This window comes from Pseudothermotoga sp. (assembly GCF_031962025.1).
Lineage (GTDB): Bacteria > Thermotogota > Thermotogae > Thermotogales > DSM-5069 > Pseudothermotoga_B.
Genome location: NZ_JAVRKW010000002.1, coordinates 56,180 through 72,818, shown reverse-complemented (window position 1 = coordinate 72,818; position 16,639 = coordinate 56,180). Strand labels below are relative to the sequence as shown.

The window sequence follows — 16,639 nt, the reverse complement described above, 5'->3', positions numbered from 1 at the left end:
GAGGATTTCAGATGCCACTGGTTACATTGAAGGAACTTGTCCAAAAAGCTTACAAATCAGATTATGCAGTGCCAGCCTTTAACATTCACACATACGAGGATGCGGTAGCAATTGTCAAAGGTGCTGAGCAAATGAGATCGCCCGTTATACTGATGGCTTCACCCAGTGCAATCAAACACTTAGGTGTGAAAGTTGCGGCTTGTATTATGAATGAACTTGCCGAAAACGCAAAGATACCTGTTGTATCGCACTTGGATCACGCAACAGATCTGGACATCATTTTTAAAGCAATGAAAGCCGGCTTTACTTCTGTCATGTATGATGGATCGATTTTGAGCTTTGAGGAAAATGTTCAGAACACGAAATTTGTTGTGAAGGTTGCAAGGTCTTTTGGTGTATCGGTCGAAGCAGAAATAGGCAGAGTCGGAAAATCAGAAGAAGGCGAACAGCTTGACCAGATTTTAACAGAACCAGAGATTGCCAGAGCTTTCTTTGAACAGACACAGGTTGATGCACTCGCAGTAGCTGTGGGTACCGCTCACGCGATGCAAAAACAGGAGGCACAGATAAACTTTGAGCGGGTCGAGCAGATACAGAAGGTTGTAGATGTACCTTTGGTTCTGCATGGATCAAGCGGTGTACCCGATGAAGATCTCACAAGAATCAGCAGGATGAGATTTGGAAAGATAAATATCGGCACTGTATTGAAAACAGTTTATGTTGATGAGATTCGAAAGATACTGCAGGAACAACCGCAGCTCAAAGACCAGATCAAGTTACTTCAGCAAGCATCTGTTGCTGTAACCGAGATGGTAAAACACAAGATAAAACTGCTCAACAGCGACCAAAAGTCTTGAAGGCTCAGATCATCAAAAATTCAATGGTTTTTTTCAGTATTTCTATTGTTCTGTGGTCTTTCAGCACGAATTCAAAACCATGATCAGCCTTGGGATGCAGCAGTAATTTTGCTGTGCATCCGTTTTCTCTGAGTTTTTTGAACATTTTCACAGAACTGGTGTATGGAACCACCGAGTCTTTCATTCCGTGAACTAAAAGGATTTTGGGACATGTTGATGTTACATAATTCACCGGAGAATATTTTTCATAGATTTCTTTGGATCTACTTGGCAATCTTTTGATCGTTGCCATTAAAGAAAAACGTGCGAAGATTGATTCAGATTCCCAGATATCCGCAAGATCGCACGGTGTGTAGTATGCTACTATTTTATCAACAAGATTGAAATGTCTCAAACCAGTCAAAAGCGCAAGGTGTCCACCTGCAGATAAACCCATCAGACAAAATTCGGGACCATGAATCTTTTTTTTCAAAAACAATATCGCGTCGGTCAGCTCTTCGACTAATTTTTCTATCTGCTGAATATAGCCTCTACTGTATCCTATTGCTGCTACTATGAAACCCTGCGATACCAGAAATCTGTACCAAGACATGTTATTGGGCTGTCTTCTATAACCACTGATCCATCCACCGCCGTGGGCAAAGACCACTACACCCTTTATTTTTTCACCTTTCGGGTAGAATACGTCGAGAAATCTTTTTGGTGTGTACTGGTATGTTTCAACCTTGGACCAGGGGGGTTTTTTTGTATCGAGCGCTAACTTTCCAAAGATCGATTTTCTGATCAGGGGTATGTTTGTTATAAAAACGATCAAAAAGAACAGGTTGAGATTGAAAAACACAAGAAAAAAGGCAAAAGATATCAATATGTATTTGAAAAACAATCTGTATTTTTTTGAGGTAGTTTTCAAGATCAGATCACTTCCTATGGAATGACAAAGATAAGAGTGTCACCGGCTTTTATTTTTCCCCCTTTTATGACTTTCAAAAATATGCCTTCTTTTGGCATAACGCATTTTCCTGTTGCCTTTGCTATGGCACAACCGTCGTGGCACTCTTTACCTATCTGGGTCACCACAAGCTCTACGTCTTTTCCAAATACTCTGGTACCAACAGGAAGTTTCCACAACTCTATGCCTTCTACTGTGATGTTTTCTGCAAAATCTCCAAAACCAGCATCTATACCCCATTTTCTTGCTTTCTCTATACTGATCGTGGAAAGCATCGACACCTGTCTGTACCAGTTTCCGGCATGGGCATCTTTTTTAACACCGTAATTTTCGATCAACTCGATTTCTTTTACAGGTGTTTTTTTCACGCCTTTTGTTTCTGAAATATTCACCGAAACAACTTTTGCTTCTAATCTATTCTCTTTTCCAGACACCGGATTTACCTCCTGATTTTTCTACAAGGTATATTTGTTCTATGACCATACTTCTGTCCATGGCTTTACACATATCGTATATCGTCAATGCCGCAACAATCACAGCGGTGAGCGCTTCCATCTCTGCACCGGTTTTTCCAACGCACTTGACAGTTGAAACTATCTCTATTAGAGACTTTTGATGGTTTACTTTGAATTGCATATCTACACTGGTTAAGTTTATATTGTGGCAAAGGGGAATCAGCTCGGATGTTTTTTTAGCAGCCATTATGCCTGCGATCTTTGCCGCAGTAAGAACATCGCCTTTTTTCACGTTTCCAGAGCTTATGGCTTTTAGAGTTTTACCATCCATTTTTATCAGACCGTGTGCTACAGCGGTTCTTTCTGTGTCGTTTTTGCCGGTTATATCGACCATGTGAAGATTTCCATCTTCGTCTATATGAGTCAATTTCTGGCTCATTTTCATCCCCCCAGTTTGTTCATCTGGTTATTCACCTGTGAATCTTTCATGTGATGACTGAAAGGCTTTTTATCCACAGCGGCTTTGATCATATCGGCAACCTGTTCAGTTGAAAATCCAGATCTGATGGCTTTCAGAAGGTCTACATGATAGGTCGATCCCAAACACGGATAGAGTTTTCCGTCACAGGAAAGTCTCAATTTGTTGCAGTTTTCACAGAAAGATTTGCTCAAAGCAGATATTATTCCCACATAGCTACCGTATTTTGTGATGAAATATCTTGCAGGTCCTACGCCGAGTTTAATCTGTACAGGCTTTAGGTCAAAGTCTGAGAGTTTTTCGAGTATCTGATCTTCAAAAATAGTTTTATTTTGTTTTCCCACGGGCATCAGCTCGATGAATCTTATGGGAATACCTTTTTTGGTTGAAAAATCAACCAGATCGCACAGTTCGTCCATATTCATCTGATTGACAACTGTGTTTATCTTCACAAATAATCCGCATTCTATCGCGGCATCTATCCCTTCAAGAACGGGTTTTAGATGACTTTTTGTGATTAGGTAAAATCGATCTTGGTTCAGACTGTTGAGACTCACATTCACCGAAACCAATCCTGCTTCTTTGAGTGGTTTTGCAAATTCTTTGAGTTTGCTACCGTTTGTGGTCATTGAAACTCGAAAGTATTCTGACAGTTTTTTTGTTATACCAACCACGTCTTCTCTGAGTAGCGGTTCTCCTCCTGTTATTCGAACTTGTTTTATACCAAGATCACAGAACACATCTGCCAAGATCTTTATTTCATCTATTGTCATCAAGCTATCATATGGCAGGAATTTAGTATCTGGTGTCATGCAGTAAAAGCATCGATGGTTGCACCTGTCAGTTATGGAAAATCTCAGATAATCTATCCTGCGGTTGTATTTGTCAAACATGTGTACACCTCATAAAAATTATACACAATTTCACTGAATCATTTTGATCAATTTATCCATATCGATGCTTTTTTGTATCACATCAGCCAGTTTTTCTATGGAATTTTCAATCGTCTTTTCATATTCTATTTCTGAACTGTGCTTCCATCCAAGGGTTTTCAGCCAGTTTCTCCTGAATGCATCGTTGTTGAAAATTCCGTGTATATATGTGCCCCAGACATTGCCTTTCTGGTTCATGGTGCCATCTAAAATGAAAACCGGCTCAAGATTTCTCTGTATTATCTGGAACAGATAGCTACCGTTCAAAACTTCGGTGATGCCAGAGTGGATCTCATAGCCAATCAGGATCTCTTCTACCTTGAGTTCTAATTCAGAGTTTAAGACTTTTGCTTTTATTTGAAATGTACTCTTTTGCTTTTTAAAATGCGTCACTGTATCGAGCAATCCAAGTCCATCTACCTGGTCAATATCGCTTTCTGTGTGAAGTTCATCGTAGATTTTCTTTCCAAGCATCTGATATCCGCCACAGATACCAACTACTTTTCCTCCACTACTGGCGTAGTCCAGTACCAGTTTGTCAAAACCCGTCTGTCTCATCCAGAGAAGGTCCAGGATAGTACTTTTAGTACCTGGAAGTACAACCACGTCGGGGTTTTTGAAGTTTTCGATTGATCTTATGAATCTCACTTTCACTCCACTTTCCATTTTCAGTGCATCAAAGTCATCGAAATTCGATATATGTGGGTAGGCAATGACGCATATATCTATCTGGTCTTTTTTAAATTCGCTGTTTTTGGCTATCTCATCGATTATGGCTCCATCTTCTTCTGGAAGCAGAAGGTCTTTCAGATAGGGTATCACTCCCAGGACGGGGACCTTGGATCTGTTTTCAAGTATTGTGATCCCGTCTTTGAAAAGCTCTATATCGCCTCTGAATTTGTTCACCACAAAACCTTTTACAAGTTTTCTTTCATCTTCTTCCAAAAGCCAGTAAGTTCCAAGTAGTTGTGCAAAAATTCCGCCTCTGTCAATATCACCGACGAGCAGTGTTGGTGCATTCACGTACTTTGCAACCGCCATGTTCACGATGTCGTTTTGTTTCAAATTGAGTTCAACAGGGCTTCCTGCTCCTTCAATGATGATTAGATCGTACCTTTTTCTGAGAAAATCAAGAGAGTCTCTAACCACATTCCATAGCTCCTGTTTTTTCTGGTAGTAGTTTTTAGCTTCTAAACTGTTCCATACCTTTCCAAGAACAACTATTTGAGATCTTGAGTCTTTCTCTGGTTTTAACAAAACGGGATTCATTTCCACCAGTGGTTCTGTTTTGCACGCAAGTGCCTGTAAATACTGTGCTCTTGCGATTTCTCCACCATTTTTGCAAACTGCCGCGTTGTTTGACATGTTTTGGGCTTTGAACGGAGCAACTTTAACACCTTTTTTTGCAAATATCCTGCACAGACCGGTAACTAAAAAACTTTTCCCAACAGATGACATCGTGCCAACTACCATAAGGGTTTTGCTAAGCATTCAGCACCTCACCCATAATTTTGAGTAGCTTTTCGTTTGACTTTTGATCTTTTATCCCTATTCTTACAAATTGCGGCATTCCCATATCGTGCAGTGTTCTTATGTGTATTTTGTTCCTGTGCAATTTATCCATGAATTCGTCCAAGTCTGGTATTTTAACTGTGAAATAATTCGTTTTTGATGGAAAGTAGATGTATCTTTGAAACTTTTGCCTTTCTGTTTTGATGAATTCAATAGTTCTTTTTTCAAATAACTTGAGGTTTTCACTGCTTTCCTGCAGCAGCAGTTTCAAAAAAAGATAACCACACCCACCTGTTGCCCACGGTGCACGAAAAGTTTCAAAGAGTTTTCTGTATCTGGTGGTTTTGACATAACCAACGCGAATACCGGGAAGACCATAGAACTTTGTGAATGTCCTGACGCAGATGACATTTTCAAGAAAGCTCAAATCTGTTCTTTCTTCTTCTGGCAAGAAATCCAAGAAAACCTCATCGACGATGAATAAAATGTTCTCAAATGCCTGAAAAGATTTTATGTAATTTATAAGATCAGATTCAAAGTACCCGGTGGGGTTGTTCGGATTTGAGAATATCACCGTTATCTTTCGACTTTTTTTATTTTCCTTTTGAATGTACTCAAACAATCTGGAGTAATCTAACCTTTTTCCATCGATGTCCAGAATATCCACAAAATGCGTCTTTTCTGCCGAAAAATGCGCTACTCTACTGTATTCACCGTAATTTGGTTTTGGTATGACAACTTCTGAATCTTTCATCAGGGTGAACCCGATGATCTGGAATGCCTCTGTTGCACCGGCTAAAACCACAGTGTCCTCTCCGTATCTTTGTCTGAAACTATCTTCAATCCACTCGATGTAAGTATATCTCTGGTTCACTTTCATCGCCTGTTTGGAAAAGAGTTTGTCCACAAATGGTGGACTTATAGGGTTCACTGATATAGAAAAGTCTGTAAAGCTGCTGTCTTTGATACCACCATGAAAAACTCTGTTGATTTCATCCAATTTTCAGCACCTCACTGAGAATAATTGAGACGACAACGATGATAAAAACAACTTTTCTGTATAACTTCAACGCTGTTTTAACATCTTCTTTCACCGGAAGTGGTCCATCAAATTTGTAGTATCCCATTTTTTCCAGTCCAATTGACAGTACACCTGCAAATGCACTCATTGGATATGTGGCATTTATCTTTATTTTTCTGTATTTTTTCAAATATTTGAGAGCACCTTTTGGGTTAAACAGCAGAATAAAAAGTGCTGTCAATCGAGCGGGAATGTAATTCAACAGATCATCAAATCTCGCACAGAATTTTCCAAACCATTCGTATCTTTCGTTTCTGTAACCAAAGAGTGCGTCGTACGTGTTGACTATACGGTAAATGAATGCTCCGATCAAGCCAAATAAAACATAGTAGAATAACGGGCCAGTGATGCTATCTGATATATTTTCTGCCAGGCTTTCAATAGCTGCTGAATAAAGATGGGGTTTGTCGAGTTCGCTTGTATTTCTGCTGACGATCATCGATACCGATTTTCTCAATTCTTCTTCGTTATCGGTGTAGCATCTCTTAACGTGGTCAAAAAGTCCTTTGATGGAAAATGTCGATTTGAGTAGATACACAAGAAAAATGTAATGAGCCAGGTGTCCAACGGCTTGCAGCAGGTTGAACGTCAAAAATATTCCAAAAATCCACAAAAAAATCTCAGCGACTTCAGCAAAGCCACCCGATATGAATTTGAGCAGGTTGTTTTTGATATTCGTGTTGGCAAATCGGTCAAAAACCTTGCCCATCTTGCCCATGTATACGACTGGATGAATGATTGATGGATATTCACCCATCGTGATATCGACGATTACGGCAAAGATCAACATTAACGTTTTTGCTGTGATCAATTTGTTCACTACCCCCATTTTTCAGATAGATAAAGAACCATCAGAATCAACATCTGGCTTATCAAGCAACTACCACCTATTACGTCACCTGTCACACCCGATATCTTCCTGTGTGAAATAACTTTTACCAGTACTGCTGCCGCGACTGACATTCCGACACAAAGGGCGAATTTCACCGGTCCAAAAAACAGTAATGGAATCAAAAACGTACCAGACACGAGTATATTTACCCTGTTTGGTGGGAAAAACAGCGCGCCAAGTCCAGTGCCCTTGGCTGGTTTTGATATGCTTATCAGTGTTGTCATCGTGTACCTTCCAAAAACAGAGGCAAAAAGAAAGTCAATGGGTTTCACAAGGCGAAAAAGGTCGTAAAATGCCAGTACGAATAACGTACCGTAAAAAACCGCGAATGGTCCGACATCACCCTTTGACATTATTTCAAGCCTCTTTTCTTTTGATGACTGGTTCAAAAACCCATCAAGCATATCAAGAAGACCGTCGAAATGAAAAAGATCGAAAAAATAAAAACCGATTGCTATACCTGCGATTCTGAGCACTGTATTTTCAGCAAAAGCACAGCTCAGGAAATATACAATTCCTGGAAGATAACCGATCAGCGTGAAGTAGCGGGGGATTCTCTTAATCCGATCTTGAAAGTCTTCAAGATATCTGACCCTTACTGGCAGTCGTGATATGAACGATAATGCCAGAACAAGATCGATGAACAGATACATCACTCCCCATTATTTATCAAATGCTGCAACAAAAAAGTTGACTGAGTCAATCATGTCTTTGATGTCGAAAACTTCAAAACAAAGAAGCGGTACCTCTTTGATTTTTTCCTTGAAAAGATTCTTAACTTCATTGAGTGCCCTTTCATTTAACCTCAGATGATCTTTGTTTTCTGCTACTCCCATCAGGTGAATCTCTTTGACGTTCTTGACGAATTCTCTTGGAAATTTCTTGCCAAGAATATGATGACCAACATCAAATGTCATGTTCTGGTGATATTCTATTTTTTCCTTCAGATTTTCAAGTGATATCTGTTTTGCGTGTTTATACAGCAGGTTTTGTGCACCATCCATCGGGTGAAGAACGTAATTGAGTATTTTCATCTTCGATTTTGAAAAATAATCGTACGCCGAGATGGCATTTTCTGCGTTATCGGTTGGAAGATGCACGGTGTAGAACAAATCGAATTTCTCTGTTAATGAATTGAGTTTATCTATTTCAGAATGAACCAACTGGAAGGTTTTTTCATCCCATGTGTAGACGAGTAATTCAACAAAGTCCACTATCTGGGCGACCAATCTTGCGTTTTCATAGTAAGTACCTGGTACGAGCCAGGAGGTTGTCCCGATCAACTGTTTTGACATCGTTTCCACCCAATCATTTGATTTTAAGCTCTATTCCACAGATAACCGTATACACTTCATCGGCAATTTGGGCAATCTTTGAATTTGTTTTTCCAAGTTCTTCTGCGTATTTTCGAGCGAGTTCGTTTTCCGGTACGATTGACCATCCGACTTCATTCGTAACCACGACTATATCTGACTTCATATTTTGAATTACTTTGATGAATTTTTCGAGGTATTTTTCAGCATCTAACTGATAATGGTACAGATTTCCAAGATAAGTTGTGAGACATTCAAAAAGCACGACATCATACTGGCTGTCGATATTTTCCAATACATCCGGGACATTTATAGGCTCTTCAAAGGTTTCAAACAGATTCAGACGTTCTTTTCTGTGCTTCTCTATTCTTTGTTTCATTTCCTCATCAGAGGCAACTCCTGTTGCCAAAAATGCCCTTTTTCTGTAGTTTTTCCCCAGAATATACCTTAGAGCAAATGAGCTTTTTCCAGATTTTATTCCACCTGTTATGAGAGTGATCATATCGATTGATCACTTCCTTTGGAAACCTTAGCGCTTTCGAATGTCGCCATTTCTCTGATCATTTTTATCGCTGCTTCGATAATTGGAACCGATAACACAGCGCCTGTACCTTCACCGAGTCTCATATCAAGGTCCAGTATTGGTCTCAATCCCATAGCATCAAGCAGGATTTTGTGACCTCTGACAGCCGATTTGTGCCCGGCAAAAACATAATCACTGACCTGTGGTTTCATCTTCCAGGCAATCAAAAGACCTGCCGTCGTTGGAAAACCATCTACTACCACCGGGATAGATCTTTCTGTTGCTTCAAGGATAAAGCCAGCCATTTGTCCGATGCAAAAACCACCAACTTTTTTAAGCACGTCGAGTGGATCATTTTTGTTCGGTCTGTTTTTTTCTATGGCTTTTAAAATTGCTTCTTTTTTGATCTTTAAGCCTCTTTCATCGAGAGGTGTTCCAATATCCAGAATATCTTCGACATCAAACCCAAAAGCCACAGCTATTGCCGAGGCAGTAGTTGTATTTCCTATTCCCATATCACCTACAATCAAAAGATCTGCGCCTTCATCAATGGCTTGTTTGGCTATTTTTTTACCGTATTCGATGCATTTTTCTGCTTGATCTGCCGTCATAGCCGAACCTTTTGTGAAATCTCTTGTTCCATAGTCGATTTTCGCTCGAATAAAATATCTGTCCTGTATATCAAAATCTGCATCGACACCCGCGTCAACAACGTAAACACTTGCCCCCACATGCTTTGAAAACACGTTTATAGCCGCTCCTTTGTTGAGAAAATTGAGTACCATCTGATATGTGACTTCTTTCGGATAGGCTGAGACACCATTCACAGCAACACCATGATCTGCTGCAAAAACATAGACTCTTTTGTCTTTTGGCAGGTCGGGAATAACCTTTCTTTGGATGAGTCCAATTTTTATCGCAATCTCTTCAAGATACCCCAAGCTTTTAACTGGTTTTGTTAAACTGTTCAGTCTCTCAACGATTGACTTTTTAAAAGACTCTTGATCAAACATTTTTTCACCTCGCTCTGTGCTTAAAAAACGAAATTTCCCATCGAGCCCAAGCTCTCGGGAACAAGATTACTCAGGGCAGGTCTCCCGACTCGCAGATCTTCCTACTGACCACGCCTTCCCAGCCGTTCAGCCAGTGGCATTGTGTGGCTTTCGTCCCTGCTCACGGTTGCTGGGCAGTCCCGGATTTTCACCGGTGTTCCCTTGACCCTGAGTATTTTCTATATTGTTTTTCTGTATTATATTTTAAATCAACATATTGGAAATTTTAGTTGCAATATGAATTTTTTTCTTTTGCAACCTTCAGGTCTTCACATAAAAAGTATAATTTCAACTGTCAGGGAGTGTTTTGATAGTGTACTTCTACATATTCACGGCCATAACAAGTTTTGCAGGACAGATCTACGGTGTGGTTTTCAATTTGTTTTTGAGATATAGTGGTTTGAGCAATCTTGAAATAGGGAAGGTTACTTCGGCTGGACTGTGGGGTTCGGCAGTTCTTGGTACATTCCTTTCTTTTCTCATCGATAAGGTCGACAAGAAAAGGTTTTTACAGTTTTTGCTGCTTGTTCAGGTGCTGACTCAGTTTCTCAGGATTTTCCTGCTCAGTGCAGAGTGGCAGGTGGTTTTGAATTTTGCATCTGGCGCTGTATCTTCGGCGATATCGATTATCATAACAGCTTCAATGATCGTTTCGACTCCTGCAAAGAACAGGGTTGTTCTTTTCGGCTCCAATTTCTCTATTTCGATGATCACGGGAGTGTTTGGAAATTTGCTTGGCGGTGCAATCAGCGATGTTGTTGGTTTAAGATCAACGATGTTACTGGGTGCCATTATCTACAGCACGAGTTTTTTGACAGTGAAAAAACTCTCAACGACCAATCAGCAGATTCTGGAGAAGATTCAGTTCAGTTCTCTTCAAAAAGATATCCTGTGGTATTACCTGCTCTCCAATCTATTCGTTGGTTTTGGAGCCGGTCTGTTCATAAGTTTTGGCAATCTCATGCTCAACGACCTTTTTGCCATGTCAACGACTATTATCGGTCTTGTGATGGCGCTGACCCAGGTGGCAACTGGAGTTGGTGGGGTGATGAACCATTCTCTTGAAAAGCGTTTTGGATCGACGAGGGTTCTGCTTTTCTGTTATACCTTCGTTGTTCCATTGATGATTTCTTTAGCCTTTATTAGAAATCCAGTTATATTCTGTTTGCTTTATATAATTAGATTCATGCTGATGAATATGGTCAGTCCCATTTTTTCAGTCCTTATTTTCTCCAATCTGCCTGTGCAGTATCTTTCCATAACAAATGGAATTGGTAATCTTTTGAACAATTCATCACGTGCTGTTGCTGCACTTTTATATGGTTATATAGTGAATGACAGCTCCGATTACAAAAAACTGCTCTTGATAAGCGCCATGTTTTATCTAATGAATGCACTTTTGACTTATTCGTTGCATAAGAAAATGGTTTTGAGTACAAAATATGATCGTGTATAATCAAAGAGAAATTTGTTTTCGAGGTGCGCTTATGAGATCAGCCGTTCTATTCTTTTCCCTGTTGGCGGTTATGGCTTTTGGACAATACCTGCTGGTCGCAACTGATTCAAGCCTTGAGCTTTACGATATTTCGATACCTCTTGTGCCTTTAAAGACGGCTTCTGTACAGGTGAATAATCCCATCAAAGCCGTCAATCAATCAGATACGATTTATGTTCTGTCTCAATCTCAGATAGAATCGTACGATTCTTCTCTCAAAAAAATCAACAGTGTCACTTTGAATGAAAAGGCTTTTGATATACTGCTTTTAGACAATCTGTATGTTTTCTCTGAATACAGGATGTCGATGTACACAAAAGACCTGATTTTGCAACGCAGTTATACCTTTGCTGAAAAGGTTCTCAGAGTAGATTCTTACGCAAATTTCATCATCATACTCCACTCAAGCGGCAAGATAGTGGGTTATACGAAGACTATGAACAGAGTCTGGGAGCTGTCTGGATCGGACTCATTTTTGGGCATTCAGGTTGTTGATGATTATCTTTTTGCGTGGACCAAGAACAGATTTTATATGATGAGATTCAACGATGGATATCCAGTTTATGAAAAAGAGAGTAATTTCAATGGTGTTTTTAGTCAGGTGATCAAAATCAGAGACAGTTTACTTTTACTGGACTTGAATGGAATTCTCAGATTGGTGCCTTTACAAACCTTCAAGATCTCGGATACACTTGCCGTTAATGCAAAATTCATCAGTTCTTACAATGATTATGTCTATGCCGTCACAAAGGATGGGAACATAAGGATTGTGAATGTTCTGTTTTCGAGCATGAAGTTACTGCAGAGTTTTTCTTCAAATGTGGTGTTTTCAAAGACGGTGTCTATAACAGCAAAACCACAGACGACTGAACAAAAGAAAATTGAGCCAGTTGAAATCCCCAAAGCTGAAAGAAAGCAGATCGAGAAAATTGCCGAATACAAGCTTCCATTTTCTGTGAACACATCCTGTGCTGTCTATGACAGGAATGTTTATTCAACTACCATGACCGGCGAGTTGATAACTCTCAACTTGGATACCGCGAAAACTTCTTCGCAGAAGGTTTGTTTTATCACCACAAGTGACCCAGTTTTGATGCAAGATGGTACTGTGATAACAGGATCGTGGGATAAAAGCGTCTATTTAATCGGAGAAAAGATCACAAGACTCAAAACCAGTGCAAACATAAGTCTTCCGGCTTCAATCACACCTCAGGGATTTGTAATCGCAGATGATGAAGGTTTACTCGTACATTTTGATTCTGCTGGAAATGAACTGTGGAGATTCAACATGGGGAACTGGCTTGTGTGTCCTGCTGCGGTTCATGAGAGTTTTGGAATACTCACACTTGATTGGCTTGGTATATTGAGATTGACGGATTTTTCTGGCAATTTAGTCTGGACAGTTTACTTAGAGTTCAGCAAACGGGGTGCCATTGCTTTAACTGAGAAAAATGCCTTTGTGGTGAACAATTCAAAGCTGTACGCTGTCGACCTTTCTTCTGCCAAGGTGCTCTGGACGTTTTCAGCGGACAGCTCACTTGTAAATTACGCTGTCAGTAACGGCAGATCGATATTCTGTTTTGACCAGATGGGGACGGTGTATTCAATTGATCTGTCTGGTAAAGTTACTGGAACAAGAAGATTTGAAGATCCTATCAGTATCATTCTCACTGAAAAAGACAGGGTAATCGTCTTTACGAAAAAAGAGATCATATTGCTCGATCAAAATTTCAGAATAATCGACAGTCAGGTACTTACCTGGTCACCGACAGCCCACCCGGTGATGTCAAAAGACGGAACGGTCTATGTCCTGTCAAATGACCGGTTGATTTTGTATTCTGTTGATGACAGACCGGCGGCAGGATGGGCGATGTATTTAAAAGATCAATCACACAGCAGTTTTTTGTCGCTGAAGAGCCATTGAAATGTCTCTCAATATCTTACTGAGCGCATAGATGATCACCAGAAATTCCAATCTTCCAAGAAACATACCGCTTACCAGAGTCCAGAGCACGCCATCTGGCATCGAATAACTTGTGATTCCAGTTGAAAGTCCCACACCGGCAAGTGCCGAGGCGAATTCGAAGATAGATTCAGAGATTCTATAACCGTACGTCGTTAAAACTGCCGAACCGATTACAAAAGAAAGAATATAAAGGTTCGACACCAAAAAAGCTTCTTTAATCAGAGAGTCATCCAGGTATCTTTTGTTACTGCCTTTCCATATTTCAATCTGCACCACTGCATTTCTTGGAAGCACAAATCTTTTGACTGAAAGAACCAGTGCCTTCAATAACACAGCTATTCTGTATTGTTTTATACCACCTGAAGTGGAATCCATGCAACCACCGAGTAGCATGAGAACGGTCAGGATGAATATTGCAGGTGGAAAATCAAGCCATTTTCTCAGATCTACTGTTGAAAAACCTGTACCGGTGAGCGCTGAAACAACCTGAAACAGTGTGTGTCTAAAGCCTTCACAGATGTTGGGAAAAACTCTTCCCAGACCGGCACTGGTGAGGATTAAAACCGAAGTAGCGGTGAGAAAAGCCATCTGTTTTGGCTCGGGATTTTTCTTCAAAGCCTGCCAGTTTCTCTGCCAGAATGCGTAGTGAATACCAAATCCGGTTGCTCCAAGCCACATCAGAATCATTGTGACTATTTCAACACCTACGTTGTTAAAAAAACCAATGCTGTTGTTTTTTGTTGAAAATCCACCTGTGGCAAGCGCGGTCAAAGAGTGGTTTAAAGCATCAAAAAGATTCATACCTGCTATCTTCAGAGCGATTGTTCCAGCACCGGCATAAACAACATAAAATATCATGATGATTCTGGCTGAGTGTCTGATATTCGGTACTATATTATCCACTCGCCCTTCGGCTTGGTACAGTCCAAGTCCTGTTGGCCCTATTATTGCTCCCATGACGATAATTGCAAATCCAGCTCCACCAAGAAACTGAGTGAGACTGCGCCAGAAAAGTATTGTCCTTGGTGCGGATTCAACATCGTAGATCACTGTAAGTCCTGTCGTTGTCCAGCCGCTTGTTGCCTCAAAAATGGCTCGGGAAAGACTGAGAATTTTTGCAAGGACATACGGCATTGCTGACAGAAATATCACAAGCAGCCATGAAAGAAGTACGATCACAGCGCCTTCTTTTGAAGTTATCACATCCATCTTTCTTGAACGCTGTTTAATACGAAAGATAAAATAGAGAACTAATGAAAGACCTGAACTTATCAAAAAAGCGGGTATGACAGAAAACTCACGATACACAAGAGAAAAACCCACAGGAATAAGCAAAATCAAAGAAAAAAGCGCCAAAATACTGCTCAAAACTTTGAGTATGACCGCATAACTTGCCCATAGATACGAGGGCATTTCATTCACCTACCAGGTATTTTATTACCTGCGTTTGCACCTTTGGTTCGCATATGATGAAAACACGATCTTTCGGCAGTAACTCTGTTTCGCCCCTGGGAATCACCACGTTGTTTTGCCGCAGAATTCCACCGATGATGCATTCGTTTGGAAGGTTTATTTCTTTGAGCTTTTTGCCGGCAGAAGGAGAACTGTCTGGTATCTCGAGTCTTAGAAAGACCAGCTTACCTTCTTCGACTGGAAAGAATTCTTCCATTTCTTCAACAAGCAAAAGGCTCTGTATTGTTTGACTCAACAAAGAGGTCGGGCTGACCGCCACCTTTACTCCGAGTCTGTTGAAGATTTCTATGTTCTCCGGATCGTTTACCAGAGTGACTATTCTTTCCACACCGTAATATTTTCTGATCATCTGTGAGATTATCAGGCTATCTCGATCGGTGTTGGTCAGTATAACAACTATATCGTTCTGCGAAAGCTCCAACTGATCCAGGATGTTTTTCTTGCTCCCATCTCCGTTGATTACAACGACCGAAAGTTTCTTAGCCAGTTCTTCACATACCTGCGGATCTTTGTTTACGATATAGACATGATACCCCTTGGAAATCATCGATCGAGCCAGATGGTATGCGATACGATATCCACCTATTATGACGATTTTCAACCCTGTCCCTCCGCATCAACTATCTGTATAATTCTGTCTGCTACAAGTGCAGTTGGTGAAACAACTTCTATGTCGAACTCTTTAAATATGTCTTCATTTTCTGGATCGTTTACTCGAGCCACAACCTCTTTAACACCGAAGTACTGCTTTGCAACGGTTGACACCATGAAGTTGGTGTTATCGTCTCCTGTTAGAGCCAAGACAACATTTGCCCTTTCGATTTTTGCTTCTTTTAGATGAACTATCTCTGTGGCATCGCCCAGGACTTTGAATCCTGTGAACTCTTCCGAAAGGTTGTCGAAAGCTGTTTCTTTATTGTCTATAACAACCACATTGTTGCCAATAGCAGACATGTATGATGCGACTATAGAGCCTATTTTCCCGCACCCTATGATGATTATATAGAGCCCCTCAGTCCTTTTTTTCATAACGAGCAATCTCCTTAATCGCTTTCTTGTGATCCGGATCCAAAGCAATGGCTGCTTTCAAGTGTTTGTATGCAAGTTCAGTGTTCCCCAATCGTTCCATTACCATTGCGTAGATGAAATGTGCATCGGCAGAAGGGTGAATTGAAAACAACTCTCTTGCCATGCGCTCTGCGATATCCAGTTTGCCCTGGGAAATCTTTTCTTCAATTTTTCTTTCAAGCTTTTCAAAAGTTATCTCTTCTCTGTTCAAAAGCTCTTCCACTTTTTTTACAAGATCCTGGGCAGGGAATGGTTTAGATAGATAATCACTTGCTCCATTTTTCATCGCTTCAACAATGGGTATTGCATTGGTTATCGCCGATATAACCAGAACTGGTATTTCATATCCTTCCTGTCTCATTTTCTTGAGGAACTCTATGCCGGATATTCCGGGCAATTTCAGATCCAGTGTCACAAGATCAAACACCTGGCGGCGGAGTTCTACAAAAGCTTCTTCAGCGGTTGCAACTGCAACAACCGAATGATCTCTCTGCTCGAGAATTCTCTTTATCAGGGTTCTCACATTTCTTTCATCGTCAACTACGAGTATATTAGCCATATAATTCTCACCATGGACATAAGTTTACCACAGT

At 40.5% G+C, this 16,639-nt stretch carries 18 protein-coding genes and 1 riboswitch; of the genes, 3 read left to right on the top strand and 15 right to left on the bottom strand.

The window, feature by feature from the left end; translation table 11 throughout:
- Window positions 1-11 precede the first annotated feature (11 nt).
- Window positions 12-857: a class II fructose-bisphosphate aldolase gene (locus AC4E92_RS02245; protein WP_490238966.1), complete on the top strand. Its 846-nt coding sequence runs from the start codon at window positions 12-14 to the stop codon at window positions 855-857.
- A 4-nt stretch (window positions 858-861) separates the two neighbouring features.
- Here the strand turns inward: AC4E92_RS02245 and AC4E92_RS02240 are convergent, their stop codons facing one another.
- From AC4E92_RS02240 to cobT, 11 genes are read right to left on the bottom strand one after another with little or no spacing between them, the layout of a single operon-like run.
- Window positions 862-1,767 carry an alpha/beta hydrolase family protein gene (locus AC4E92_RS02240; protein WP_490238965.1) on the bottom strand — a complete coding sequence of 302 codons (906 nt, stop codon included), beginning with the start codon at window positions 1,765-1,767 and terminating at the stop codon, window positions 862-864.
- A 14-nt stretch (window positions 1,768-1,781) separates the two neighbouring features.
- Complete coding sequence (locus AC4E92_RS02235; protein ID WP_490238964.1) at window positions 1,782-2,240, bottom strand: MOSC domain-containing protein; 459 nt, start codon at window positions 2,238-2,240, stop codon at window positions 1,782-1,784.
- Window positions 2,221-2,700 carry a cyclic pyranopterin monophosphate synthase MoaC gene (gene moaC / locus AC4E92_RS02230; protein WP_490238963.1) on the bottom strand — a complete coding sequence of 160 codons (480 nt, stop codon included), beginning with the start codon at window positions 2,698-2,700 and terminating at the stop codon, window positions 2,221-2,223. Before moaC ends, AC4E92_RS02235 begins: the two co-directional genes overlap by 20 nt.
- A 2-nt stretch (window positions 2,701-2,702) precedes the next feature.
- Window positions 2,703-3,632 carry a GTP 3',8-cyclase MoaA gene (moaA, locus tag AC4E92_RS02225; protein ID WP_490238962.1) on the bottom strand — a complete coding sequence of 310 codons (930 nt, stop codon included), beginning with the start codon at window positions 3,630-3,632 and terminating at the stop codon, window positions 2,703-2,705.
- A gap of 30 nt (window positions 3,633-3,662) precedes the next feature.
- Window positions 3,663-5,162: a cobyric acid synthase gene (locus AC4E92_RS02220; protein WP_490238961.1), complete on the bottom strand. Its 1,500-nt coding sequence runs from the start codon at window positions 5,160-5,162 to the stop codon at window positions 3,663-3,665.
- Window positions 5,155-6,183 carry an aminotransferase class I/II-fold pyridoxal phosphate-dependent enzyme gene (locus AC4E92_RS02215; protein WP_490238960.1) on the bottom strand — a complete coding sequence of 343 codons (1,029 nt, stop codon included), beginning with the start codon at window positions 6,181-6,183 and terminating at the stop codon, window positions 5,155-5,157. The genes AC4E92_RS02220 and AC4E92_RS02215 overlap by 8 nt, the downstream gene beginning before the upstream one ends.
- Window positions 6,176-7,084, bottom strand: coding sequence for an adenosylcobinamide-phosphate synthase CbiB (gene cbiB, locus AC4E92_RS02210; protein ID WP_490238959.1), 909 nt, complete (start codon window positions 7,082-7,084; stop codon window positions 6,176-6,178). The genes AC4E92_RS02215 and cbiB overlap by 8 nt, the downstream gene beginning before the upstream one ends.
- Entirely contained in the window at window positions 7,084-7,809 is a 726-nt protein-coding gene (locus AC4E92_RS02205; protein WP_490238958.1) for an adenosylcobinamide-GDP ribazoletransferase, read from the bottom strand. Before AC4E92_RS02205 ends, cbiB begins: the two co-directional genes overlap by 1 nt.
- Before the next feature lie 9 nt (window positions 7,810-7,818).
- Window positions 7,819-8,451: a cobamide remodeling phosphodiesterase CbiR gene (cbiR, locus tag AC4E92_RS02200; RefSeq protein ID WP_490238957.1), complete on the bottom strand. Its 633-nt coding sequence runs from the start codon at window positions 8,449-8,451 to the stop codon at window positions 7,819-7,821.
- A 13-nt stretch (window positions 8,452-8,464) separates the two neighbouring features.
- Complete coding sequence (gene cobU / locus AC4E92_RS02195; RefSeq protein WP_490238956.1) at window positions 8,465-8,971, bottom strand: bifunctional adenosylcobinamide kinase/adenosylcobinamide-phosphate guanylyltransferase; 507 nt, start codon at window positions 8,969-8,971, stop codon at window positions 8,465-8,467.
- The gene (cobT, locus tag AC4E92_RS02190; protein WP_490238955.1) at window positions 8,968-10,005 is read right to left on the bottom strand and encodes a nicotinate-nucleotide--dimethylbenzimidazole phosphoribosyltransferase; all 1,038 of its coding nucleotides are present in this window, start codon (window positions 10,003-10,005) and stop codon (window positions 8,968-8,970) included. Before cobT ends, cobU begins: the two co-directional genes overlap by 4 nt.
- A gap of 57 nt (window positions 10,006-10,062) precedes the next feature.
- Window positions 10,063-10,230: riboswitch (cobalamin riboswitch) on the bottom strand.
- A 127-nt stretch (window positions 10,231-10,357) separates the two neighbouring features.
- Between cobT and AC4E92_RS02185 the strand changes: the two genes are divergently transcribed.
- Together AC4E92_RS02185 and AC4E92_RS02180 are read left to right on the top strand one after the other, a co-directional pair.
- Window positions 10,358-11,500, top strand: coding sequence for an MFS transporter (locus tag AC4E92_RS02185; protein WP_490238954.1), 1,143 nt, complete (start codon window positions 10,358-10,360; stop codon window positions 11,498-11,500).
- A gap of 31 nt (window positions 11,501-11,531) precedes the next feature.
- Complete coding sequence (locus AC4E92_RS02180; protein WP_490238953.1) at window positions 11,532-13,463, top strand: outer membrane protein assembly factor BamB family protein; 1,932 nt, start codon at window positions 11,532-11,534, stop codon at window positions 13,461-13,463.
- On the opposite strand, the gene AC4E92_RS02175 is transcribed toward AC4E92_RS02180, so the two are convergent.
- The 4 genes from AC4E92_RS02175 to AC4E92_RS02160 are packed head-to-tail and all read right to left on the bottom strand — an operon-like array spanning window position 13,428 to window position 16,605.
- Window positions 13,428-14,918, bottom strand: a complete 1,491-nt coding sequence (locus AC4E92_RS02175; RefSeq protein WP_490238952.1) for a TrkH family potassium uptake protein — start codon at window positions 14,916-14,918, stop codon at window positions 13,428-13,430. The two genes, AC4E92_RS02180 and AC4E92_RS02175, sit on opposite strands and share 36 nt — an antisense overlap.
- A gap of 1 nt (window position 14,919) precedes the next feature.
- Complete coding sequence (locus AC4E92_RS02170) at window positions 14,920-15,579, bottom strand: potassium channel family protein (RefSeq protein WP_490238951.1); 660 nt, start codon at window positions 15,577-15,579, stop codon at window positions 14,920-14,922.
- The gene (locus tag AC4E92_RS02165) at window positions 15,576-16,007 is read right to left on the bottom strand and encodes a potassium channel family protein (protein WP_490238950.1); all 432 of its coding nucleotides are present in this window, start codon (window positions 16,005-16,007) and stop codon (window positions 15,576-15,578) included. Before AC4E92_RS02165 ends, AC4E92_RS02170 begins: the two co-directional genes overlap by 4 nt.
- The gene (locus tag AC4E92_RS02160) at window positions 15,991-16,605 is read right to left on the bottom strand and encodes a response regulator (RefSeq protein WP_490238949.1); all 615 of its coding nucleotides are present in this window, start codon (window positions 16,603-16,605) and stop codon (window positions 15,991-15,993) included. Before AC4E92_RS02160 ends, AC4E92_RS02165 begins: the two co-directional genes overlap by 17 nt.
- Window positions 16,606-16,639 lie beyond the last annotated feature (34 nt).